Annotated in this window: 17 protein-coding genes and 2 pseudogenes; 12 read left to right on the top strand and 7 right to left on the bottom strand. The window is 33.7% G+C overall.

Annotated features, from left to right (window positions below; genetic code table 11):
* Positions 1–39 precede the first annotated feature (39 nt).
* Entirely contained in the window at positions 40–1,350 is a 1,311-nt protein-coding gene (locus ADIWIN_RS18755; protein ID WP_020898109.1) for a RagB/SusD family nutrient uptake outer membrane protein, read from the bottom strand.
* Between the two features lie 18 nt (positions 1,351–1,368).
* The gene (locus ADIWIN_RS18750) at positions 1,369–4,341 is read right to left on the bottom strand and encodes a SusC/RagA family TonB-linked outer membrane protein (RefSeq protein WP_020898108.1); all 2,973 of its coding nucleotides are present in this window, start codon (positions 4,339–4,341) and stop codon (positions 1,369–1,371) included.
* A 292-nt stretch (positions 4,342–4,633) separates the two neighbouring features.
* On the opposite strand from ADIWIN_RS18750, the gene aspS reads away from it, so the two are divergent.
* From aspS to ADIWIN_RS18725, 5 genes and pseudogenes are all read left to right on the top strand, one after another.
* Positions 4,634–6,388, top strand: a complete 1,755-nt coding sequence (gene aspS, locus ADIWIN_RS18745; protein WP_020898106.1) for an aspartate--tRNA ligase — start codon at positions 4,634–4,636, stop codon at positions 6,386–6,388.
* A gap of 47 nt (positions 6,389–6,435) precedes the next feature.
* A pseudogene (locus ADIWIN_RS18740) lies at positions 6,436–8,225 on the top strand (chloride channel protein).
* Between the two features lie 70 nt (positions 8,226–8,295).
* Positions 8,296–10,098, top strand: a complete 1,803-nt coding sequence (locus tag ADIWIN_RS18735) for a chloride channel protein (protein WP_040757725.1) — start codon at positions 8,296–8,298, stop codon at positions 10,096–10,098.
* 35 nt (positions 10,099–10,133) lie between these two features.
* Positions 10,134–10,379, top strand: coding sequence for a hypothetical protein (locus ADIWIN_RS18730; RefSeq protein WP_020898102.1), 246 nt, complete (start codon positions 10,134–10,136; stop codon positions 10,377–10,379).
* Between the two features lie 103 nt (positions 10,380–10,482).
* Positions 10,483–10,674: a cold-shock protein gene (locus tag ADIWIN_RS18725; RefSeq protein ID WP_020898101.1), complete on the top strand. Its 192-nt coding sequence runs from the start codon at positions 10,483–10,485 to the stop codon at positions 10,672–10,674.
* Positions 10,675–10,767: 93 nt separating this feature from the next.
* Here ADIWIN_RS18725 and ADIWIN_RS18720 read toward each other — a convergent pair whose 3' ends face one another.
* Both ADIWIN_RS18720 and ADIWIN_RS18715 read right to left on the bottom strand, forming a co-directional pair.
* Positions 10,768–11,235 (bottom strand): hypothetical protein, encoded by a 468-nt coding sequence (locus ADIWIN_RS18720; RefSeq protein WP_020898100.1) that lies wholly within the window; start codon positions 11,233–11,235, stop codon positions 10,768–10,770.
* Between the two features lie 31 nt (positions 11,236–11,266).
* Positions 11,267–11,716 carry a nucleoside deaminase gene (locus ADIWIN_RS18715; protein WP_020898099.1) on the bottom strand — a complete coding sequence of 150 codons (450 nt, stop codon included), beginning with the start codon at positions 11,714–11,716 and terminating at the stop codon, positions 11,267–11,269.
* Between the two features lie 79 nt (positions 11,717–11,795).
* On the opposite strand from ADIWIN_RS18715, the gene ADIWIN_RS19805 reads away from it, so the two are divergent.
* The 3 genes and pseudogenes from ADIWIN_RS19805 (at position 11,796) to ADIWIN_RS18705 (ending at position 14,527) form a co-directional block, all read left to right on the top strand.
* A complete protein-coding gene (locus tag ADIWIN_RS19805; protein ID WP_020898098.1) occupies positions 11,796–12,512 on the top strand; it encodes a hypothetical protein in 717 nt (238 codons plus the stop codon).
* Positions 12,485–12,721, top strand: a complete 237-nt coding sequence (locus tag ADIWIN_RS18710; protein WP_020898097.1) for an energy transducer TonB — start codon at positions 12,485–12,487, stop codon at positions 12,719–12,721. The genes ADIWIN_RS19805 and ADIWIN_RS18710 overlap by 28 nt, the downstream gene beginning before the upstream one ends.
* A gap of 22 nt (positions 12,722–12,743) precedes the next feature.
* Positions 12,744–14,527, top strand: a pseudogene (locus ADIWIN_RS18705) (1-deoxy-D-xylulose-5-phosphate synthase).
* On the opposite strand, the gene ADIWIN_RS20645 reads toward ADIWIN_RS18705, so the two are convergent.
* Complete coding sequence (locus ADIWIN_RS20645) at positions 14,501–14,671, bottom strand: hypothetical protein (RefSeq protein ID WP_020898094.1); 171 nt, start codon at positions 14,669–14,671, stop codon at positions 14,501–14,503. The pseudogene ADIWIN_RS18705 and the gene ADIWIN_RS20645 overlap by 27 nt on opposite strands.
* A gap of 84 nt (positions 14,672–14,755) precedes the next feature.
* Positions 14,756–16,096 carry a deoxyguanosinetriphosphate triphosphohydrolase gene (locus ADIWIN_RS18700; protein ID WP_020898093.1) on the bottom strand — a complete coding sequence of 447 codons (1,341 nt, stop codon included), beginning with the start codon at positions 16,094–16,096 and terminating at the stop codon, positions 14,756–14,758.
* 233 nt (positions 16,097–16,329) lie between these two features.
* On the opposite strand from ADIWIN_RS18700, the gene ADIWIN_RS18695 reads away from it, so the two are divergent.
* Both ADIWIN_RS18695 and ADIWIN_RS18690 read left to right on the top strand, forming a co-directional pair.
* Positions 16,330–17,553: a beta-helix domain-containing protein gene (locus ADIWIN_RS18695; protein ID WP_020898092.1), complete on the top strand. Its 1,224-nt coding sequence runs from the start codon at positions 16,330–16,332 to the stop codon at positions 17,551–17,553.
* Between the two features lie 73 nt (positions 17,554–17,626).
* On the top strand, positions 17,627–20,446 hold the full coding sequence (locus tag ADIWIN_RS18690) for a TonB-dependent receptor (protein WP_020898091.1): 2,820 nt from the start codon (positions 17,627–17,629) through the stop codon (positions 20,444–20,446).
* 88 nt (positions 20,447–20,534) lie between these two features.
* On the opposite strand, the gene ADIWIN_RS18685 is transcribed toward ADIWIN_RS18690, so the two are convergent.
* Positions 20,535–20,891 carry a toxin-antitoxin system YwqK family antitoxin gene (locus ADIWIN_RS18685; protein ID WP_020898090.1) on the bottom strand — a complete coding sequence of 119 codons (357 nt, stop codon included), beginning with the start codon at positions 20,889–20,891 and terminating at the stop codon, positions 20,535–20,537.
* A gap of 437 nt (positions 20,892–21,328) precedes the next feature.
* Between ADIWIN_RS18685 and ADIWIN_RS18680 the strand changes: the two genes are divergently transcribed.
* Both ADIWIN_RS18680 and ADIWIN_RS18675 read left to right on the top strand, forming a co-directional pair.
* On the top strand, positions 21,329–23,599 hold the full coding sequence (locus tag ADIWIN_RS18680) for an inorganic phosphate transporter (protein WP_040757724.1): 2,271 nt from the start codon (positions 21,329–21,331) through the stop codon (positions 23,597–23,599).
* A gap of 261 nt (positions 23,600–23,860) precedes the next feature.
* Entirely contained in the window at positions 23,861–24,712 is an 852-nt protein-coding gene (locus ADIWIN_RS18675; protein ID WP_020898087.1) for an OmpA/MotB family protein, read from the top strand.
* Positions 24,713–24,807: the final 95 nt, after the last annotated feature.

The following is a 24,807-nucleotide window of genomic DNA, read 5'->3' as shown; positions in this document are numbered from 1 at the left end:
CCTCAACAATTGTTGAGGCTTTTTTTTTGTTAAACTTAATTATTGTTGATTTTCGTTTGCAGGAATTGGAACTGCTATTGGAACTGAATCCGTTGTTCTATCGTTTGGCAATTCATCTAATCTATCAAATCGTCTCATATCAACCCAACGATGTCCTTCTCCAAATAAAGAATAGCGTCTTTGAAACAAAATTTCATCTTCTAATGCCTGTGGAGTTAAAGCACCACTATAGCTTCCTAAACCGGCCTCATTTCTAATAGCGTTAATTGCCATTACAGCTTCAGAAGGATTACTTACCATATTTGCTTCAGCATAAAGAAGTACTAATTCTTCATTTCTCATAATAGGTACCATATCAACATTAGATTGATAGATGAAAACATCATACTCCCCTACTAATCCAGTGGCTTCAATAGGATCATTTCTTAATACAACCTTATCAACTCGCGAATCTAAAGGAAGTGCATCGTCAACAAAACTTGAATGCGACACCCTAACATTAGAGGTCTGATTTAACGCTAGATAAAGTGGGTTTGGCGTATCAGCACCTGAAAGAGAAAATGTATGATAAACTCCATCATAGAAATCCCCATTCATCTCCATAAAAGAATCATCCAATAAACTTAATACGCTCGTATAATTCCCTCTATACGACTCAACTCTTGCATTTAATCCTTTATTAAATTTTAAGAAATCACTAGGCGTATTAAAACCTGAGTATCCTGTAGTTAAATCAAAAGCAAAACTTCCTCCTGCATTGACCAAATCAATGGCTGCAGTACTCAATAGGTCACTAATCGCTATTAAAGCGTCTTCATAGGTAACAAATGGCCCTAGATTATCAGGATCTGATGTATCTATTCTCATTCCATTTGTATACTGATTATTAGACACCATTAATAATTCATGTGCTTTAAGTGTATTTAAAACACCTTTAATACCAGCAACCTCTTCATCTGAAAAAATGTCGGTAGTGTTTTCAAGACCTTGAAGCGTTAGATTAATATCTTTAATCACAGCATACCTAGAGAGGTATGGACTGGTCGTATAAAACGTATTATTATCTAAATTTCCAGCAACAACATCCCCTTCAAATCTAGGATCTGAACTTGTGAAATAATAATACTCTCTACCAAAAATACTCTGCACATCAACTTGATTATCTAATCTTGTCCGCATTGCTGACAACACACCAGCTACAGCCGATGGTAATTCTCCTCTTGACAAATCATCTGATATAGAATTTGTACTTGCTCCGTTTAAACTTTCGCCACCGTCAAGCTCACAAGACGTAAATACTGTGACACTTATAGCTAAAAGAATAATATAATATTTTTTTGATATTTTCATTTTTATAGATTTTTAATTTTAAAATTGAGCTGATAAATGGAACATATATCTCTTAGAAGACGGGAATGGCATCACATCTACACCTGTAGATAAACCAGTACCTCCGAAGTTAGATACCTCAGGATCATACCCATTATAGTCAAAAATGTTAATTAGGTTATTACCGGATACGCCAATTTTTAAATTTGAGACGACTCCCTTAAATACTTGATCTATAGTTTTGGTTGGAAGACTGTAATACAATCCAATTTCACGTAATCTTAAATAAGACGCATCCTCAACAAAAGGCCTAGCATTAGCAGCGAAAATACCATTGTTTACCCTGTATACCCCATTCGGAATTACACCGCCAGGGTCAAGAGTGATATCATCATAATCGGCACTTGTTCCTCCAAAATCTGATAATAACGTCGATAAATTAATATTATCACCTCCTTTTTTCCAATGCCATAAGAATGATAATGTAAAGTTCTTATATTCAAACTTATTGTTAAACGTCATTTGAAAATCTGGTTCTGCATCACCTAAAACGGATACTGCTGTTCCTGGTCCGGTGGTACCCACGATTTGTGTTACACTCGCGCCTTCTTCAATTTGAAACTGACCTAAACTGTTTCCAAAACCACCTAAATTAAAGGTTGGCACATTTAGTTCTGTCATTTCAGACTCATTCTTAAACCAGCTAATTCCCGAATCCCATCTAAAATCATCAGAATCAAAAGCTGCGACATTAATACCTATTTCAACACCTCTGTTTTCTAAGGTACCTGCATTTACCCATTCTGTACTAAAACCTGTTGAAGGAGCTATATTAGCCTGTAATAATAAATCGTCTACTGTCTTTTTATAATATGTAAATTCTAAAGACACTCTATTATTTAATAGACCGGCGTCAAACCCAACTTCTAGTTCACCTTGTCTTTCTGGTGAAATATTAGGGTTTCCTCTCGTAATTGGTACTGAAATACCAATATTACCATCAATAGCTGAACTAACATAAGTCGTATATAGTGACCCAAATGCAGCAAATGTACCCGCTTCACCATAAGCGATACGTGGCTTAAACCTATTAATAATATTAGTATCACCCCAAAAATCGAAGTTATGCAAGTTAACCGCTAAAGATGCTTTTGGATAGTAAAACAATTCATTAATATCCCCATTATTAGTGGATTTATCGCCTCTAATTCCCAATGTTCCTATCAGTTTATCTTGATAGTTTATTGATTCTTGAACATAAAAACCGAAATCTTCTTGTTCTAATCTAAACTGATTTACAGTTTGGTTTGATGCCTGATCTAGATTGGTTTCTGAAGCAATTAAATCCGTAGCAACAACTCTCACAACATTCTGTGAAAACTGTTCATTTGTAATACCTGCTTGCGTTGTAAAACTCAGGTCGCTTTCAGTTGTATAATTGTGAACTAAAAAAGCAGAGTAATTGGCATTGGTGTTTGTTGTTGTTGAAACACCAGACACACCGTTTAAACCACCATTTTCTGGTAACATAAACTGTAAAGATTTTGGAAAAATCACTGTCCCTGTTAACGTATAGTGATCTGCACCAGCTTTAGCTACAAATTTTAAATCAGAATTCTCTCCTCTATATAAATTGACATCTAAGGTTCCACCCGTTATAAATCTTTGTGTAGATTCATTATTAGTCATTAAATCTCTAGTTTGAATCGGATTTGATGAATTGTTAGGATGTTCTGGGTAGTTACCGTTAGCATCTGGCAGCAAATAATCCCAAGGACGTGTATTTGTTAAAGCAACTCCTATTGTTGCTCCCGTATTATCATTATTAAAAAAACCTCTATCAGCACTGGAATTAATATAGTTTGTAGTCACTGATAATTTAATATGGTCCGTAAAATTGTGGTCTGCGTTTAACCTCAAAGAGGTTTTATCATAGCCCGTTCTTTTAACAATACCATCTTCTTGATTTCGTGATAATCCAACATAGAATTTTGTTTTTTCAGAGCCACCAGACATACTTAAGCTAGTGTTACTAATAAATCCTTTTTCGCCGTACATCTCCTTTTCATAATCACGTAAAGTTCCATTATTTAAAGCTGCTGTATATAAAGCACCTTCTCCGAAAGCACTTTCAGCTAACTCTGCAGTCCAATTTCTTTGTCCTTGTAAATTTATAACTTCATTAAAACCTATAGATTGAGAAAAATTTAACCTCGTTTTACCTGATTTTCCTTTTTTGGTAGTAATAATAATTACGCCGGCAGCACCACGAGATCCATATATTGCAGATGCAGATGCTCCTTTTAAGATTTCTATATTTTCAATATCATCTGGATTTATATCGGCAATTCTATTCGTTGCGTTATCTTGAGACGATGGATTTCCACCAGTTGCAGCACCTGAGACCGTATTTATACCACCCGATGCAATACTACTGTTATCAATATAAACTCCGTCGATAATATATAGTGGTTGCGAATTACCATTAATAGATGTAATGCCTCTAAGCTTTACAGACAACCCACCGCCTGGTGCACCAGAATTTGAAGTGACCAATGCTCCAGTAAATTTACCAGCTAAAGCACCATCTAAAGTTTGAGCTGGCGTAGTACCAGCCAAATCTTCTGAAGACAAGCTAGCAACACTATTGGCGGCATTCGTTCTTTTTACTGTAGATGCTAAACCAGATATAACAACTTCATCTAGGCCTGTAGCAGACTCTTGCATGCTAACGTTAACCACCTTAGCCTCATTCACACTAACTTCAACAGTTTCAAACCCTAAAGAAGAGAATACTAAAATCACAGGAAAATTTTCTACGTTAATACTAAAGTTCCCATCAAAGTCCGTTACAGCTCCTGTAGCTGTTCCTTTAACAATAACATTAACACCAAGCAAAGGCATATTAGTTGTGCCTTCAACGACTTTTCCGGTAACTTGTTGGCCAAAGCTCAGCAACGGGATAAAAATAATTGAAAACAAAAGCACCTTTAAAGATAAAGTGTAGTTCATAATTTTTAATATTTAAAAGATTAGTCTTGTTAAATATCGTCATAATTAACGATTTAACAAAAATTTAATATTAATATTATCAATTTCTTATTTTAAACCGCAAATAAATACAACTATCCTAATTACGCATAATACTAAACCTTCCGTTATCTTTATTTTACTAAAACCACCCTAATAATTAAACTTCTATTAAATAATTGGCAATAACAGATTTTAAATCTTTTAACTTATTAAATTTGCACCTTCAAAACACCATAACCTTTAAATATGGTGTAAACTATAGGATTTTATTATGTACAGAAGTCACAATTGTGGTGAATTAAGAGCATCACACAGTAATACAGAAGTTACACTTTCCGGTTGGGTTCAAGGTGTTCGCGATAAAGGATTTATGATTTATATCGATCTTAGAGATCGTTATGGTATCACACAACTCTATTTTGATGAAGAACGCACACCGAAAGCTATTATAGAAAAAGCGCAAAAGCTTGGACGCGAATTTGTAATTCAAGTGAAAGGAAACGTTATTGAACGTGCTTCTAAAAACCCAAATATTCCAACTGGAGATATTGAAGTTGTAGTTTCAGAATTAACAATCTTAAACAAAGCTTTAGTGCCTCCGTTTACTATCGAAGATAAAACAGATGGAGGAGACGACATAAGAATGAAATATCGTTATTTAGATATTCGTCGTAATCCGGTGAAAAACAGCTTAATTTTTAGAGCTAAAGTGGCTCAAGAAGTGAGAAACTATTTGTCTAATGATGGTTTTATTGAAGTTGAAACACCATACTTAATCAAATCAACTCCAGAAGGAGCAAGAGATTTTGTAGTGCCTTCTCGTATGAACGAAGGACAATTTTACGCGCTTCCACAATCTCCTCAAACCTTCAAACAATTATTGATGGTTGGTGGCATGGATAAATACTATCAGATTGTAAAGTGTTTTAGAGATGAAGATTTACGTGCCGACAGACAACCAGAATTCACACAAATAGATTGTGAAATGGCCTTTGTTGAGCAAGAAGATATATTAAATGTTTTTGAAGGTTTAACACGTCATTTGCTAAAAGAAGTAAATGGTGTTGAAGTTGAAAAATTCCCAAGAATGCTTTACGATGATGCTATGCGTCTATACGGAAATGACAAACCAGATATTAGATTTGGGATGGAGTTTGGTGAATTAAATGCTGTGACACAACATAAAGAGTTTGGCGTATTCAACAGTGCTGAATTAGTCGTTGGTATCGCTGTTCCTGGAGGAAACAGTTATACAAGAAAAGAAATTGATAAATTGATTGATTGGGTAAAGCGACCACAAGTTGGGGCTTTAGGTATGATTTATTCGCGATGTAATGACGATGGAAGTTTTAAATCTTCAGTAGATAAATTTTACGATCAAGACGATTTAGCAAAATGGGCAGAAGTAACTGGTGCTAAACCAGGTGATTTAGTTTGTGTTTTATCTGGCGACACTAATAAAGTAAGAGCACAATTAAGTGCTTTACGTATGGAATTAGCAACACGTTTAGGATTAAGAGATCCTAAAGTATTTGCACCATTATGGGTAATTGATTTCCCATTATTAGAATTAGATGAAGAAACAGGTCATTACCATGCGATGCACCACCCATTCACGTCTCCTAAACCAGGACAAATAGAATTACTAGATACTAATCCTGGTGATGTAAAAGCCAATGCTTACGATTTAGTATTGAATGGTAACGAAATTGGAGGAGGCTCTATTAGAATTCACGATAAAGCCACTCAAGCTATTATGCTAAAACATCTAGGTTTTTCTGATGAAGAGGCTAAAGCACAATTCGGATTCCTAATGGATGCTTTTGAATATGGAGCACCACCACATGGAGGTTTAGCTTTTGGGTTAGATAGATTGGTTGCCATTTTAGGAGGCCAAGAAACGATAAGAGATTTTATTGCGTTCCCTAAAAACAATTCTGGTCGGGATGTGATGATTGATGCGCCTGCACCAATTGATGATGATCAACTAAAAGAATTGAGTTTAAAACTGAATTTAAAATCATAAAAAATATTAATCCTGCTTCTGGCAGGATTTTTTTATAGATTAATTTTATGCAAACAAAACATCCTATATTTAAAAGACTATTGATATGGCGAGCTAAGCATATCTCGCATAAGCAATTTGTATATCTATTAAGTATTTTAATTGGGTTTACGTCTGGAATTGGTGCTGTCGTTCTAAAAAATTTAACGCATTATATTCAACTTTTATTAGAAGGTAAATTGGTTCAATATTACCATCAAGCGTTTTACTTTTTGTTTCCTATAATTGGATTGACGCTTGTTTATTTAATTATCAAATATGTCATAAGAGAAAAGGTTAGTCATGGTATTCCTTCAACATTACATGCTATTTCTAAACGTAAGGGCATCATAAAAGGCTATCAAATGTTCGGCTCTATTCTTACAGCACCTTTAACTGTAGGTTTTGGAGGTTCGGTAGGATTAGAAGGTCCTGCTGTTGCAACAGGAGCTGCAATTGGCTCCAACATTGCAAGGCTTTTTAGAATGAACCAAAAACCAAAACCTTGCTAATTTGTTGCGCGGCAGCTGGAGCCTTATCTTCTATTTTTAAAGCACCAATTGCGGCTATTATTTTTGCAATTGAAGTCTTTAGTTTAGATTTAACAATCGCCTCTATGCTTCCTTTATTGCTAGCTTCACTTTCGGCTATTATTACGTCCTATTTTTTCTCTGGAAACGATGTATTATTACCGTTTCGAATTGAAGATAACTTTAGGATTTCTGATGTACCGTTTTATGCTTTTTTAGGAGTATGCGCTGCATTTACCTCTATTTATTTTGCCGAAGTTTACGAGAGAATTCAAAAGCTTTTTGACAAACTAAACTCACCAATTAAAAAACTTCTTGTTGGTGGTATAGCGATTGGTATCCTTATTTATTTTATTCCACCACTTTACGGTGAAGGTTTTGATGTGATTAATAATCTTATTGTTGGAAATCCGGAAAAAGCTTTAGTCAATAATTTTCTAAATTTAGATCTGACTAATATATGGATCGTAATTGCCCTTTTAGCTGGACTCGTATTTTTCAAAATTATTGCTAGTGCTTTAACTTTTGGAGCAGGTGGTGTTGGTGGAATTTTTGGACCAACGCTTTTTATGGGAAGTATTATGGGGAATTGCGTTGCTAAAGTTATTAATAATTGTGGCTTATTTAATACACCTGTTTCTGAAAGTAATTTTACGCTTGTTGGGATGGCTGGCTTATTAGCTGGAGTCCTTCATGCACCCTTGACAGCTATCTTTTTAATTGCAGAACTTACAGGCGGATATGACTTATTTATACCTTTAATGATTACTGCTGCAATTTCATTTGGAATAACAAAGTACTTTGTTTCGTATTCTGTTTACACCATGGAATTGGCTCGAAAAGGGGAATTAATTACACACAATAAAGATCATGCTGTTTTAACTTTAATGGACATAAACAAAGTTATAGAAACTAACTTTATTCATGTGACCACAAATATGACATTAGGTGACATCATAAAAGAAGCGGTTATTAAATCTAATCGAAATATTTTTCCGGTTATAGATGAAGAAGACAATACTTTAAAAGGCATAATTTTATTAGATGATATTAGACCTATAATGTTTGACCAAACTTTATACGACAACGTATTTGCTATAGAAGTGATGCAAAAACCACCCGAAATCATCGATATTGAAAAAGATAAAATGACCGTAATTATGAAAAAATTTCAAGATAGTAATGCTTGGAATTTGCCAGTAGTAAAAAATGGTACTTATATTGGATTTATTTCAAAATCAAAATTATTAACGGCTTACCGGAGAGAATTAATTAATTTTACATCTTAACCTGAGTTAAGAAACCTTACAGTTAAGGTTTTGAATTGCAAAATATTAGTACTAACAGGTTTTTTAAAATATGCCAACAAAAAACTTCATAAGACGATTACTTCTTTTGCGATACAAATATATATCGCAAAAAAACTTTATTTATATATTAAGTATTGCTGTTGGTTTATTAACTGGTATTGCTGCCGTAACTCTAAAAAACATTACTTACGCCATTCAGTCTGGCTTAGAAGAAGGCATTATATTTTCTCAAAACCAACTCTATTTTATACTGCCTGTCATTGGTTTGTTTTTAGTATATCTATTGACGAAATATATGTTTAACCAAGGAATGACACCGACTATTCCTCCGTATATAAAACGCGCTATACCTTCACTACTCTATTCTTTACTGAGGCAGAAAGGACTTTTATCTTATAAACTTATTTATCATCCGTTAATAATGGCACCGTTAACCGTTGGATTTGGTGGGTCTGTTGGATTATTAGGACCTGCAATAACCTCTGGCTCTGCATTAAGCTCTAATTTAAGTCGAATTTTACATGTCGATAAAAAAACAAGGACACTTCTTATTGCCTGTGCGACCGCCGCAGCTGTGGCATCTATGTTTAAATCTCCCATTGCAGCAATTGTTTTGGCTGTAGAAATTTTCAGTTTAGATCTTACGTTTGCATCCTTATTACCATTATTAATTGCTTCTATATCTTCCGTATTAACGTCTTATTTTTTCTTAGGAGATGAGTTGCTTTTCAACTTTAATGTCACCGAAAAATTTAACCCAAGAGATACGGCTTTTTATATGCTTTTAGGATTAGGAACAGGTATAGCATCCATATATTTCACCAAGATGTATTTTGCTATCTATGCCTTTTTCGATCGATTTAAAACAAAGTTTACAAAGCTTCTAGTGGGTGGTATCGCCATTGGTATTATGTTATATTTTATTCCGCCACTTCATGGTGAAGGTTTAAGTTTTACCAAAGATTTATTTGAAGGTAACTATTTACATGCACTCGGCTCTAATCCGTTTGACAAATACACGGATAATATTTGGGTAGTTATTGTGTTACTCATCGGTTTTACCATATTTAAAGCTATTGCAATGACGACCACTTTTGCTGCTGGAGGTGTTGGTGGAGTTATTGTACCGACTATGGTAATGGGAAGTGCTTTGGGTAATGTTGTGGCCAAAATAATTAACAACATTGGATTTGGTCACCAAGTATCAGAATCCAATTTCACTTTGATTGGTATGGCCGGATTGATTGCCGGAGTTATTCACGCTCCATTAACTGCTATATTTTTAATTGCTGAAATTACAGGAGGTTATATTTTGTTTTTACCACTAATGATTACGGTTGCTATTTCATATATGATTACTAAGAATTATATGGAACACACGATATACACCAAAGAATTAGCCGAACGTGGAGACCTATTAACGCATGATAAAGATCAAAGTGTTCTAACCGTAATGACCTTAGATTCGGTTATAGAAAAAGATTTTATTGCTTTACATCCCGAAATGAGTTTAGGTGAAATGCTAAGAGAGGGAGTTTCAAAATCGAGTAGAAATTTATTTCCTGTTACGGATTCTAATGATATGTTTGTTGGTATTATTCTGTTAGATGATATCAGGTCTGTGATGTTTGATCAAAGTTTATATGAATCTACCACAGTTGAAACGTTTATGCATCAAGCACCAGATTATATTATATATGAAAAAGATGCCATGCATACCGTGATGAAAAAATTTCAAGATTCAAAAGCCTGGAACCTACCCGTAATTAAAGACAATAAATATTACGGCTTTGTTTCAAAATCGAAACTATTAACGGCTTATCGCACCGAATTAATTAACTTTACATCTTAAACCTATTATTAGGTATTTTGAAAAAACTTCCTTTTATGAAACCCATAAAAATCATCACATTTATTGCTTTTTTAGCGTCCTTTACTAGTATCGTTTGCGGTTTACTGTTCGATCTTAAATACTCCCAAAAACTAGTTGGTTTTGGAGTTCTTGGATTATTTTTTATTGTTTTCCCTTTGTTTTCTTACTACAGATGGAAAGATAAAGACGTTAAGGATTATATGCTCACTAAAGAAAATTTAGACAAAATGCGTGAAAATCAACGCGATTTAAAAAAATAATAGAACAAATTTTAATGCAAGAAAAAGACTATAAAACTAAAAACATTTTTTTAACATTGGATTTTTATTTTATCTTTGTGCTTTAATTTTTATTTATATTATAATGACTGGAACAGTTAAATTTTTTAATGATTCAAAAGGATTTGGATTCATTACCAACGAAGAAACAGGAAAAGACATCTTCGTACACGTATCAAACCTTAATGGCGTAGAATTACGCGAAGGAGACACCGTAGAGTACGACGAAGAGGAAGGAAGAAAAGGATTAGTAGCTGCAAACGTGCAGGTATTATAAGTATATATCTTACAAGTTTCAACGCTCAACCAATGGTTGAGCGTTTTTTTTTGTTCAATTTTTTAGATGTATAACAGAGGTCCTTTTACCAATCTATTGAAATACAACAGATAAATCCGTTTTCGGAATCTTAGCAATATAAAACGGTTGCGTCATTACACTAGTCGCATACCCAGTAGGAGCAACATACGTCACAGTAACTACCGTATTATTCTCTGAAGAAGTAGAAACCTCTAAATCTATACTACTGCCGCCATTTCCTTTTACATCATTGAATACTGCGATAATAGCATATTTTGAAAAGTCAATTTTAGTTTCTGTAAAACTTTCTGAAACCTTATTAGTTGTATTCATTTGAGTCATTAAATGCTCCCAATCACTCTGATTATCTATAACAGTGTTTTGCTTAGCTATGCCTTCTTCTCCAGCACCATGAAGATTCCCTTTAGCAATTAAAATAAGTTCTGAATTCTTCATTTTAGCATTGTTTTCTTCAATTTTACTGCTTTTACAACTTAAAACAAATACCAAGGACAATAGTATTAAGGCTTGTATTTTCATAATTAGTCTCTATTTAAAATCTAAAATTCTCTTAATTCAAATTACGCTTTTCAATAAAAAAGCGTTTTAGTAATGCAGAAGCTTCTTCAGCTAAAATTCCGGCAACCACTTCTGTTTTAGGATGCAATTGTGTTCCCATCGTCTTAAAACCTCTTTGGTCGTCTGCAGCTCCATAAACTATTTTAGAAATCTGGCTCCAATACAAGGCTCCTGCACACATTTGACAAGGTTCTAAGGTGACGTATAACGTGCATTTATTTAAATATTTGCCTCCTAAAAAATTGGCTGCAGAAGTAATCGCTTGCATTTCTGCATGTGCGGTGACATCATTTAATAATTCTGTTAAATTATGTGTGCGTGCAATAACTCTATCTTCAACTACAATTATTGCTCCAACTGGTATCTCACCTTTTTCATAAGCAGTCTCAGCTTCCTGAAGCGCTTTTTTCATAAAGTAAGTATCGTCAAATGGGTTTATCATAGTTGTAAAAATACGATTTCAAAATTATTCTAAATCATTGCGGCAAGAAATTTGATATATCAAAACAAAGGCAATAGCAATGAAATCACACTACTCCATTTCAATTCCAAAACCATGCCACGAAGATTGGTCTGAAATGACATCAAATGAAAAAGGACGCTTTTGCCAATCGTGTTCAAAATCAGTAATCGATTTTACCAGAATGCCACAACAAGATATCCAAGATTATTTGGTTTCAAATTCTGGTGCAAAAATTTGTGGGCGTTTTAAAGTATCACAATTAGAACAGATTCGCATTGATATTCCTGAACACATTATTCAGCAACAAACGAGTTTTCATAAATTATTTCTTTTAGCCTTATTGATTACCATGGGAACGTCGCTATTAAATTGTTCTGATAAAAATGGTAACACCAAGAAAATTGATGCTGTTGAAGTAATTTCTACTCTTGAAGCTAAACCAATACAAACCCCAGAGGTTACAGCCTCCAAAGTTATCATTGATTCTACTAAAACTTTAACCTGTCCTATATCAAAAGCTCCGGTTAAGATTCGCGAAGCTCCAATTCCTGATATCATGGGCGATGTTAATGAAGTGATAGATGTTGTTGATCTTATTGAACCTCCGCAATCAAATGAGGACATCGTTTTTGGATATATAATTGAAAACGTTGCCGAATTTACAAACACACCAGATTCATTATCTAAATCAGAAAAAAAGAATATCTATCTGAACACATTTCAAAAATCATCACCGATAATTTTAATATGGAAATTGCTAAAAACCTTGGTTTAAAAGGCAAGCAACGAATTTTCACTCAGTTCAAAATAGATGAAAATGGAGATGTAATAGATATCAAGGTAAGAAAATCATCCCATTTAGAATTAGAACAAGAAGCCATCAGAGTGATTAAACTTCTACCAAAATTTAAACCTGCAAAACAACGCAACAAAAATGTAGCCGCTATTTACACTATACCAATAGTCTTTTTAATCGAAGACTAATAAAATCTCGTATTTTTGTGAGGTGAAAAATGAGCTTTTAAAACATATCAATCTTCCTGAAGATTTACGTCAACTCGCGCCCGAAGACTTACCTCAACTCGCTAAAGAGTTACGCCACTTTATTATTAATATTGTCGCCACAAAAGAAGGCCATTTAGGAGCTAGTTTAGGTGTTGTAGAATTGACTATTGCTTTGCATTATGTTTTTAACACTCCAGAAGATCAACTTATTTGGGATGTTGGACATCAAGCTTATGGCCATAAAATCTTAACCGGAAGAAAAGACATTTTTGATACCAACAGACAACTCAATGGTATAAGCGGCTTTCCAAAACGAAGTGAAAGTGTGTATGATGCTTTTGGTGTCGGACATTCATCGACCTCTATTTCTGCAGCTTTAGGAATGGCAATTGCCTCCCAACTCAAAGGTGAAGACAAACACCATATTGCTGTTATAGGTGATGCTTCTATTGCTAGCGGAATGGCCTTTGAAGGCTTAAACCACGCTGGAGTTACAGATGCTAATTTACTCGTCATTTTAAACGATAATGCCATTGGTATTGACCCAAGTGTTGGTGCTTTAAAACAATACTTAACCAACGTAAAAAAGGAACTGAAAAGCAAGATAATATTTTTGAAGCCTTAAACTTTAATTATTCTGGTCCTATTGATGGTCATGATTTACCTTTATTACTTTCAGAATTAAAACGACTAAAAACCGTAAAAGGTCCGAAGTTCTTACATATTATTACCACCAAAGGAAAAGGTTTAAAGCAAGCCGAATTAGACCAAGTAAAATACCACGCACCAGGAAAATTTGATGCCAAAACAGGAGAACTTCCTATAAAATCTGAGTTGAAGCAACCTCCTAAATTTCAAGATGTATTTGGTGAGACGATTGTAGAATTGGCTTTAAAAAACGATAAAATTGTAGGTATTACTCCAGCAATGCCAACGGGTAGTTCGTTAAAATATATGATGGAAACGATTCCTGATCGTGCTTTTGATGTTGGTATTGCAGAACAACATGCCGTAACATTGGCTGCAGGAATGGCAACACAAGGTCTCATTCCATTTTGTAATATTTATTCCACCTTTTTACAACGAGCTTACGATCAAATCATACACGATGTGGCATTACAGAATTTACCTGTTATTTTTTGTTTAGATCGTGCTGGATTGGTAGGTGAAGATGGAGCAACGCATCATGGCGTTTTCGATTTAGCCTATCTTAATTGTATTCCTAATCTGGTGATTTTTTCACCAAGAGATGCCATAGCACTTAGAAACATAATGTACACAGTTCAATTAGGTATTGATTTCCCAATTGCTATTCGTTATCCAAGAGGACGTGGACACTTATTAGATTGGAAAAAACCATTTAAAGCTATTGAAATAGGAAAAGGTCTGTGTCTAAAAACAGGGACCCAAATTGCGATACTATCTATTGGTACTATTGCTAAAACAATTACAGATGCTATTAGTGCTTTAGATGAAAAAGACGCGATTAGTCATTATGATATGCAATTTGTAAAACCTTTGGATGAACGCTTATTACATGTAGTATTTAAACAACATAAAGCGATAATTACCATTGAAGACGGTACTATCGTTGGTGGCTTTGGCAGTACGATTCTAGCATTTGCTAGCAAGCATAATTATTCTCAAAAAATCACAATCTTAGGTATTGAAGATCAATTTATTGAACATGGCACTACAGACCAATTAATGCAGTTACAAAAATTGGATGTTACATCTATTAAAAAAGAAATTAAATATTTATTCCTTAGTATCAAGAATAGCTAAATCCGATGTATTGTCAATCTGCTCAGTATGAATAGAATCATAAGTTGTTTGCTCTAAACCTTCGCTTGAAATATCGTCTAACATCAGTAAACACGTTACTACAACTAAAAAAATGACAAGTCCTCCGAGTATATTATTTTTCATAAGTAGGTTGGTTAATGGGTTGATTATAAAGTAAATTAAAACAATATATCGTTAAAAAACAAATTTATTCGACGAAATGCGTTTTTATAAGATTTGACCTTGGATTTTTTTATGCAACAGCATTGCATTAGTGTCCGATAATTTGGATACATAAAGACATACCGCTAATAGGTTTTCGTACAACGACTTATTATTGAGTTTTACGGTTTCAGGTAATGTACTATGTAATAACTCATCATAGTTAGACATATTTTCTTGATAACAATGCGCTGCCATTTTTCCAAAAGACTCTAATAATTGATTCAAGATTTTATAACCCGCAATTTCTTTATTGATTACCTCTTTAGAACGGTATACATTTTTGATACTTATATTAATGATATCCTTTATTTGTGCTTTATACTGACTAACATCTAACAAAGCGGTTTCAAATTCACCTGCTAAAATAGCTTCTTCATGTGTCATAAACAGTGTCGCCGCTTCATCAATTAATCTACCAATGGCTAATGCACGTAAATAACTTACACGATCTTCAGTGGTTTTTAAGGCATGATAGTTCTCTGTTTTAATACTGCCTCTAACCAAATTAATTAAGTACTCTAGGGCGTACTCTTCTTCTATTAAACCAAGATTGATTCCATCTTCAAAATCAATAATTGTATAACAGATATCATCAGCAGCTTCTACTAAAAAGGCTAAAGGATGACGTTGATAGCTGGCATGCTCATTACTTCGTTTTGCTAAACCTAATTCTGAAGCTATGGTTTCGAACATGGTTTTTTCACTTTGAAAGAACCCATATTTTTTATCTACAATATGGTGGGTTGGCTTTTTAGGCAGTGATTCCTTTGGATACTTTGTAAAAGCACCAAGAGTTGCGTAACTTAACCTTAAACCTCCTTCTCTACCTTCTCTACTTTCTGTAAGAATCTTAAATCCATTGGCATTACCTTCAAAATCACATAAATCTTGATATTCTTTTTCGGTTAAGTGCTTTTTAAAGTCAGCACCACTCCCCTCTTTAAAATAAGCACCAATCGCTTTTTCACCAGAATGTCCAAAAGGTGGATTTCCAATATCGTGTGCTAAAGCCGCAGCAGCAACAATGGCACCAAAATCATTCATCTTATAACCATGAACATTTTCTAATTGCGGATGTTTCTTTAATAATAACTGTCCAACTTTACGACCAAGAGACCGACCTACCACACTCACTTCTAAACTATGTGTTAAGCGTGTATGTACAAAATCGGTTTTTGACAAAGGCACCACTTGTGTTTTATCTTGAAGGCCTCTAAATTCTGAGGAGAAAATAATGCGGTCATAATCAACCTCAAAACCTAAACGGGTTTCGTCTTGTTCTTTTCTTAATCTTTTATTGGTATCGCCAAAGCGCTTTAAGGAGAGTAATTGTTCCCAGTTCATAGTATAATTCTTAGAAGATGCAAGATATATAAATTGCTATACAATTGATTACATAAAGCTTATATAGATGTTAGAAATTTCAATGTTACGTAATTGTTTCCATAATATAAATTCACTTAATACTAAGCTAACAATCACCTAACCTTTTAGTCACGAATCTTTAATTTTCATATAACCTACAAGAAAGCTAATCAGAGTTTCTTTGCAGCATAACATTTAATGATAAAAACAAAATGAAAACAATTAAAAATTTACTTTTCTTACTTACATTTTCTTTAATTGCATTTAATTGCAGTAGTGATGATGATAACACTGATGATGGCGGAGATACTAATGAACTCATCCAAAAATCAGGTATTTTAACTGCAGATGAAACATGGTCATCAAACAATATTTATCAATTAAACGGTAAAGTTGTTGTAAACGATGGTGTTACTTTAACAATTGAAGCTGGTACTATTATTAAAGGTGCTGAAGGTTTAGAATCTTTAGCTTCTGCTTTAGTGGTAGATCAAGGTGGTAAAATTATGGCTGAAGGTACTGCTAGTAACCCAATTATAATGACTTCTGTTTTAGATAACATTACTTATGGTGAAACTGCTGGAACAAACTTAGACATCAATGATTCTGGTCTTTGGGGTGGATTAATCATCTTAGGTCGTGCACCAATTTCAGTAAGTGGAGATGTTGAAACTGCACAGATTGAAGGTATTGCTGCAACTGAGCCTTATGGTCAATATGGTGGTTCTATTGCTACTGATAACTCTGGTACTTATAAATATATCTCTGTAAGACACGGTGGTATTACTATCGGAGCTGACAATGAAATTAACGGTGTTACTTTTGGTGGTGTTGGTTCTGGTACTACAGTAGATAATATAGAAGTTGTATCTAACCAAGATGATGGATTTGAGTGGTTCGGTGGAACTGTAAACGCTACAAACTTAATTACATGGGGTAACGGTGATGATGGTTTAGATGCTGACCAAGCTTGGTCTGGTACTGTAAACAATGCAGTTGTTATCTTAGGTAGCGAATCTGGGAGTGCTTTAGAATTAGATGGTCCTGAAGGATCTGCTGCAACTGAAGATGGTTATACTTTTAGTAATATTACTTTAATTGGTAATACATCTACATCTAACTACATAGCTGATTGTAGAGATGGTTTAATTGCAAACTTAAATAACATTTTAGTTTATAACTTCGGATCAGAATCTACAGTAAGAATTAGTGGTGCTGATTCTCAAACAGAATTTTCTAATGATAGAATTGCTTTTTCTAACTGGGAAATTGTTTTACCAACAGGAATTGCTCTTACTGATATTATTGAAGCTGATGCAGATGCAGCAAAATTTACAGATAACGCAACTGGTATAGCAAATGCTTCAGCTGCTACAACTGGAGCAAATACAACTGTATTTGGATGGACTTATGCAGCGTCTCAAAACGCATTCTAAAATAACAAACATAATTCTCAAAATGTCCGGAAATTACTTTCGGACATTTTGTATATTTTAAAATCATATTAAAATGATTAAATCCTTATCTCTATTTTTTGCAATCTTATTATCCTTTTCTTTCTTATCGGCACAGCAAACCGGAACAGTTACAGGTAAAATTTTTGACGGCGAGTTTAACGATGTACTTCCTTTTGCTAACGTCGTAATTCAAAATACCGCTACAGGCACCACTACAGATTTTGATGGTGAATATAAATTAACATTAGATGAAGGCACTTATACCTTAGTATTTTCATTTGTTGGTTATGAAACCAAAGCTATTACCGATGTAAAAATTGAGGCTAATAAGGTGTTAGAACTCAATGTGACATTAAATCCATCGTCTTCTGCACTAAGTGAAGTTGTAATTACAACTTCAGCACGTAGAAACACGGAAGAGTCCGTATTAAATCTTCAACGTAACTCTGCTGTTTTACTTGATGGTCTTTCTATTGAAAGCATAAAGAAAGCCGGAGCCAGTGATATTGCTTCTGCTATAAAAAGTGTACCAGGTGTTTCTGTACAAGGAGGTAAATTTGTTTATGTAAGAGGTTTAGGAGATCGTTACACAAAATCAATTTTAAACGGTATGGATATCCCAGGACTTGATCCGGACAAAAACACCGTTCAGATGGATGTTTTTCCAACTAACATTTTAGAAAACATTATTGTCATTAAATCAGGATCTGCAGATTTACCTGCTGATTTTACAGGTGGTGTTGTAGATATTATCACTAAAGATTTTCCATCGCAAAAAGCCATGAGCTTTTCGCTTTCTACAAGCTATAATCCTGATATGACATTTAACTCTAACTATGTGACTTATGAAGGTAGCAGTACAGATTTTCTAGGTTTTGATAGTGGAGATAGAGATTTACCAATTTCACCAACAACTTCCGTTCCAAATCCTGCATCAAGTGATAACTCAAGTTTAGAAGGTATCACACGTTCATTTAATAGAACTTTAGCTGCAGAGCGCCAAAGTAGCGCACCTAGCTTCAGTTTTGGTTTTAATTATGGCAACCAATTTGATGTTGGAGAGAATCGTTTAGGGTTAATTGCCTCTATAAATTATAAAAATGAAACTCTTTTTTATGAAGGTTTTGAAAATGGGGTTTACCAAAAAAATGAAGACCGCAGTGTAAATACTTTACGATTTGACAGAAGACAAATTGGTGATTTAGGAGAAAACAATGTGCTATTAAGTGGGTTAGTAGGTTTGTCTTATAAAACCGATAACGCTAAATACAACTTTAATGTCTTACACATACAAAGTGGAGAAAGCAGAGCTGCGTTATTTAGACAAAACACAGAAATATCTAATGATATTGACGTTGATAAAGACAACTTAGAATATACACAACGCTCTTTAACCAACTTTTTAATTGGCGGACATCATAGTCTTGCAGAAAATGATTTTATTATAGACTGGAAAGTGTCTCCAAGTATTAGCCGTGTTTATGACAAAGATGTGAGATTAACCACCTTTATTTTGAACCAGGACACAACTATTAGTTCTGATGCTGGATATCCACAACGTTTATGGAGAGACTTAGAAGAATTTAACGCTACTGCAAAGATTGATTTCACAAAAAAGTATGATTTATTTGACAACCAAGCTGCCCTTAAATTTGGAGCTTTAGGGAGTTATAAACAACGTAACTACGATATCTATAAGTATGAAGTGGCTTTTAGAGATGTCAATTCATCAAGTTTTAACTATGATCCTAATGCCATTTTAGATCCAAATAATATTTGGACACCTGAAACCAATTCTGGTTCTTATATACGTGGAAACTTTGAACCAGCAAACTCTTATGAATCTACACAAAATACAGTAGCAGCTTATGTTTCAAATGAATTTAAAATTACAGATAAATTAAAATCTATCGTTGGTGTCCGCGCAGAGTATTTTACAACACTATTTACCGGACAAAACAATAATGGTACTGAGATGTATGATAATGAAAAAACCATTGAAGAATTGGATTTATTTCCATCTGCTAACTTCATCTATGAAGCTACCGAAAAATCTAATGTTCGTTTATCGTATTTCCGTACTGTTGCAAGACCTAGTTTTAAAGAAGTATCTGTGGTACAAATTTCAGATTTATTAACGGGACTTATCTTTTTAGGTAATATTGACTTACAACCATCATACATTAACAACTTTGATGCGAGATATGAATTTTTCGGAGAGAAGGCTCAAATGTTTGCTGTAAGTGCATTTTACAAAAGATTCAAAGATCCTATTGAATTAGTGGCATTTTCGTTTGTAGCACCAAATCAATTTACACCAAGAAACTCACCAGAAGCACAAGTATTAGGTTTAGAGTTTGAAGGTCGTAAAAACTTCAATTTTATTTCAGAATCTTTAGCAGACTTAAGTTTAAACGTCAATGTGTCAATTATTCAATCTGAAATTGAAATGGCTAAAGGCGCAGGTCAAGAATATGAATCTAGACAACAATTTGCACGAGATGGCGAAACTATAGATGACACACGTGAACTACAAGGGCAATCACCATTTTTAGTAAACGTTGGTCTTAACTACAACAATGCAGACTCAGGATTTGAAACTGGTGTTTTCTATAATGTTCAAGGAAAAACGTTAGAAGTTGTAGGTTTTGGTCAAAACCCTGATGTATATACACAATCTTTCAATAGTTTAAATTTTAATCTATCTAAGAGCTTTGGTAAAGACAACCGATCTAAACTAAGCTTAAAAATAGACAACATTTTAAACGACGACCGCTTAAGTCAGTATGAATCTTATGGAGATGTTACTGCTGACTTTTCATCAAGAAATCCAGGCACAACGTTTAGCTTAGGCTATAGCATGAATTTATAAGAACACATTAAATGTTATATACAAAAAGAGCTGTAATATCGTATTACAGCTCTTTTAACTTTTAACTTTTATTTTACTAAACTTTTATTTAATCTAAAGAAACTAATGTTCTATCATTAGACCATTCTACAACACTTACAATGGCATTATCTTTATAATCTACTTCTTTTAAAGAGTTACCTCCCCAAAAGAACCACTTCCCTACTTTTTTACCAGCATCATAAGTTGCAACAGCTAATTTATTGCCTTCCGCATCAAAACTTGTCCATTCGCCTTGCAACTTGCCCTCTGCATTATAAGTACCTGTTTGTTGTACTTCCCCATTATCATGAAAAAATGTTGCAATGGTAATGTCACCTTTCTTTTCTAATTTAGGAGTATTTTTATTTTGAGCATACGTGAATCCTACACTCAACATTACTAATAATATTACTATCTTTTTCATATCTATTTTGGTATTTAATTAATAACTACTTTACGAATATAACCTTAATTTTACATTTAAACAATGTTTACATAACATTAAGTTAACATTAAGGCGTTAACTAATTGTTATTCAGGATATTACATAAAACATAAAGATTAACCTTATAAAAAAAGGAGGATAAACCTGAATTAGTCCACCCAATTTTATCATTAATCACCTTGATTCTACCAACATAGTCTAAACTTCTATTTAAGTAAGCGTACACTTTTAGTATCTTTAACTTTGATAGTTATAAAACTGAATTTATTCTGATCATTTCTCTTTAATATTTAAAAGAAAAAAAGCGTGATTACTCTAATCATTTATTGTCATTCTCACGTTTAATAATAACATTTAGATAACATTCTCTTGGAAATAATAAAGGTACTTTGCACTCAATTTATTAATACTTTTCAATGGAAAATCTTTATATCTATATGCTTGCTGCTTTAGCTTTTTTAGCTGTAGCAGACTTAGTAGTTGGTGTAAGTAATGATGCTGTTAACTTTTTAAATTCTGCCATAGGGTCTAAAGCGGTATCATTTAAAACCATAATGATAGTTGCCAGTCTTGGTGTAGCCGTTGGAGCTCTAACATCTAGTGGCATGATGGAAGTCGCCCGTAAAGGCATCTTTAATCCTGGCGAATTTATGTTCGATGAAATTATGGTCATTTTTATGGCTGTAATGCTCACAGACATTCTACTCCTCGATTTTTTCAACACCCTCGGAATGCCTACCTCTACAACAGTATCTATTGTTTTTGAGCTTTTAGGTGCTTCGGTAGCTGTGGCATTAATTAAAATATACAGTAACAGTGAGCAATCTATAATAGACTTAGCGGTATACATCAATAACTCTAAAGCTATTGAGATTATCTTAGGAATATTACTCTCCGTTGTCGTCGCATTTACCATTGGAGCCTTAATACAATATGTATCAAGGTTATTGCTTTCATTTAAATTTCAAGAAAAACCATCTTGGTATGGTGCTGTTTTTAGTGGTGTTGCCAACACTTCTATTTTATATTTCATCTTAATTAAAGGAGTGAAAAATGCTAGTTTTATGAGTGCTGAAGTTTCTTCAGTAATATCATCTAACCCAGTAGCACTTATAGGTATTAGTTTTATAGTATTAACACTATTATCTTATTTAACGATTCACTTATTTAAGACTAACATTTATACTGTAATTATAGTCATTGGCACGTTTGCCTTAGCAGTTGCTTTTGCTGGAAATGACTTGGTAAACTTTATAGGTGTTCCAATCGCAGCATACAACTCTTATGAAGCATGGTCCGCAAGCGGTGCGTTACCAACCGAATATGTTATGACCGCACTTAATGCACCAGTAAAAACACAGCCTATATTATTATTGGCAGCTGGTCTTATAATGGTCTTAACGCTATGGTTTTCTAGCAAAGCGAGATCTGTAGTTAAAACCTCTGTAGATTTATCTAGACAAGATGAAGTAAAAGAGCGTTTTGAACCTAATTTTCTGTCACGAACTATTGTAAGAGCAACAATTGGTATCTCAGACAGCTTAAATCATATATTACCAAAATCTTATAAAGATTGGGCTGACAAACAATTTGTAAAACCAAAAGTGGTCGCTAAAGCACATGATATGCCTGCTTTTGATTTGGTTAGAGCAGCAGTAAATTTAATGGTAGCAAGTGTATTAATATCTATTGCGACCTCTATGAAATTACCGTTGTCTACAACGTATGTAACCTTTATGGTGGCTATGGGAACATCTCTAGCAGATAGAGCTTGGGGAAGTGAGAGTGCAGTTTACAGAGTGGCTGGTGTACTTAATGTTATTGGTGGCTGGTTCTTTACAGCTTTCAGTGCTTTTGCCGCTGCAGCAATTATGGCCTATATCTTATATTATGGTCAAGGCTATGCTTTGGTCGGCTTATTAGTTTTAGCGATACTTCTATTATTAAGAAGCTTTTTATCGCATCGTAAGAGTTCTAAGATGCTAAAAGAGGAAGATCAATTAGAAAAAGCAGAAAGTAGCTCTACACAAGGAGTTATTCACGAGAGTGCTTCTAACATTGCAAGTGTTGTAAAGCGTGGAAACAAAATTTACACATCGGCTATTAATGGTTTAGCAGTTCAAGACTTAAAACTATTAAAGAAAAATAGGAAACAAATCGAAAAGCTATCAAGTGAAATTGATGATTTAAGAGATAACATTTTCTATTTCATCAAAAATCTAGAAGAGCCTAGTCTTTCTGCAAGTAATTTCTACATCAACATATTGGGTTACTTACAAGATATGACGCAATCTTTAGATTACATTTCTAAAGTAAGCCATAAGCATGTTAACAATAACCATAAGAAATTAAAGTTTAGCCAGATTAAAGAGCTTAAGGATTTAGACATTCGTATGGAAGCTTTATTTTCTGCTACTCAAGCAGCTTTTGAATCACGTTCATTCGAGCAGATTGGAGCAGTATTAACTGAGAAAACAGAAGTTTATAATTTAGTGCGCGATAAAATACAAAAGCAAGTAGAACGCACACGTACAGAAGAATCTAGTCCTAAAAACACAACATTGTATTTCAGTTTATTATTAGAGACTAAAGATTTACTTACCGCAATGATGAATTTATTAGAAGAGTATTACAACTCACATGATAGTTCAGTTGAGCCTGCTACAATTGCAACTGAAGACGAGTAGTCAACATTTTAAATATTTAATTAAAAGCTTCAAGTCGTAATATGATTTGAAGCTTTTTTTATTGAAAGAAAGTCAATCAACACCTCAAATCAAACAAATTCAACACTTTAGACTTTAGCTTTAAAACTTATGGACTAAAATAGAGCTTAGGTTGATATCAATAAATCCGGCTAAAAGTTAAAAATTTTAAGCGTTCAACATCCAAATACGACCTTTAGTCGTATATATAACTTTAAAACTATAATAACTAAAAATTATAAAATGAAGAAAATTTCAATCCTATTAGTGACCGCTGTAATATTAAGTTCATGTGTATCTAAGAAAAAATACTTAGCCTTAGAACAACAGCAAGGAGAAACTTTAAGTGAGTTAACTAAGACAAGAGTAGAAAAAGAAGATTTAGAAAATAAGTTTGCCGTTATTGAAGCAAGAGTTAATCAATACAATTCTAAAATACAATCTTTAAACGAAGATGTAGAAGGCTTAACTATTGAGAACAAAGCAAAATTTCAGGTATCTGAAGATGGTACTGTAGCTTCTGGAGCAAGCAAAGAAAAAATGCGCGAAACGCTTAAAAACGTTAGTCCAGAGAAATTAGCGGGTGCTAAAACGTTAAAAGATTCAATGAATATAGCGATACAGTACAACTTAAGTAAAGCTATGAACACTAGTGATCTTGACGAAGATGAAGATATCGTAGTTGATATTAACGAAACTGTAGTTATGATTTCTATTGCTGATAATATGTTATTTAACACAGCAAGTTACAGAGTTGGAAACAAAGCTGACAAAATCTTACAGAAATTAGCTGACGTTATAAATTCTGAACCTAGTTTAGATGTTATGGTTGAAGGGCATACAGATGCTAGAAGCATAAATACAGATAAAATTGCAGACAACTGGGATTTAAGTGTCTTACGTGCAACATCTGTGGTTAGAAAATTACAAAACCAGTTTAAAGTAGCACCAGATCAATTAATTGCATCAGGACGTAGTAGCTACCAGCCTTTAGTTGAAAACGACAATAATGCTAATAGAGCTAAAAACAGAAGAACACGTATTATATTAATGCCAAACATTGATAAGTTCTTCGCCATGATGGAAGAAAAATAAGTCATAAATCTTTTTAGATTTTATACCAAAAGCACCCTCCCGAACAATTCGGCATTGGGTGCTTTTTTTTGTTTGATATTATTGTAATTTGTAAA

The organism is Winogradskyella psychrotolerans RS-3, from assembly GCF_000427335.1.
Taxonomy (GTDB): domain Bacteria; phylum Bacteroidota; class Bacteroidia; order Flavobacteriales; family Flavobacteriaceae; genus Winogradskyella; species Winogradskyella psychrotolerans.
The sequence above is the reverse complement of the archived record's forward strand: the minus strand, read 5'-3'. Positions and strand labels throughout refer to the sequence as shown.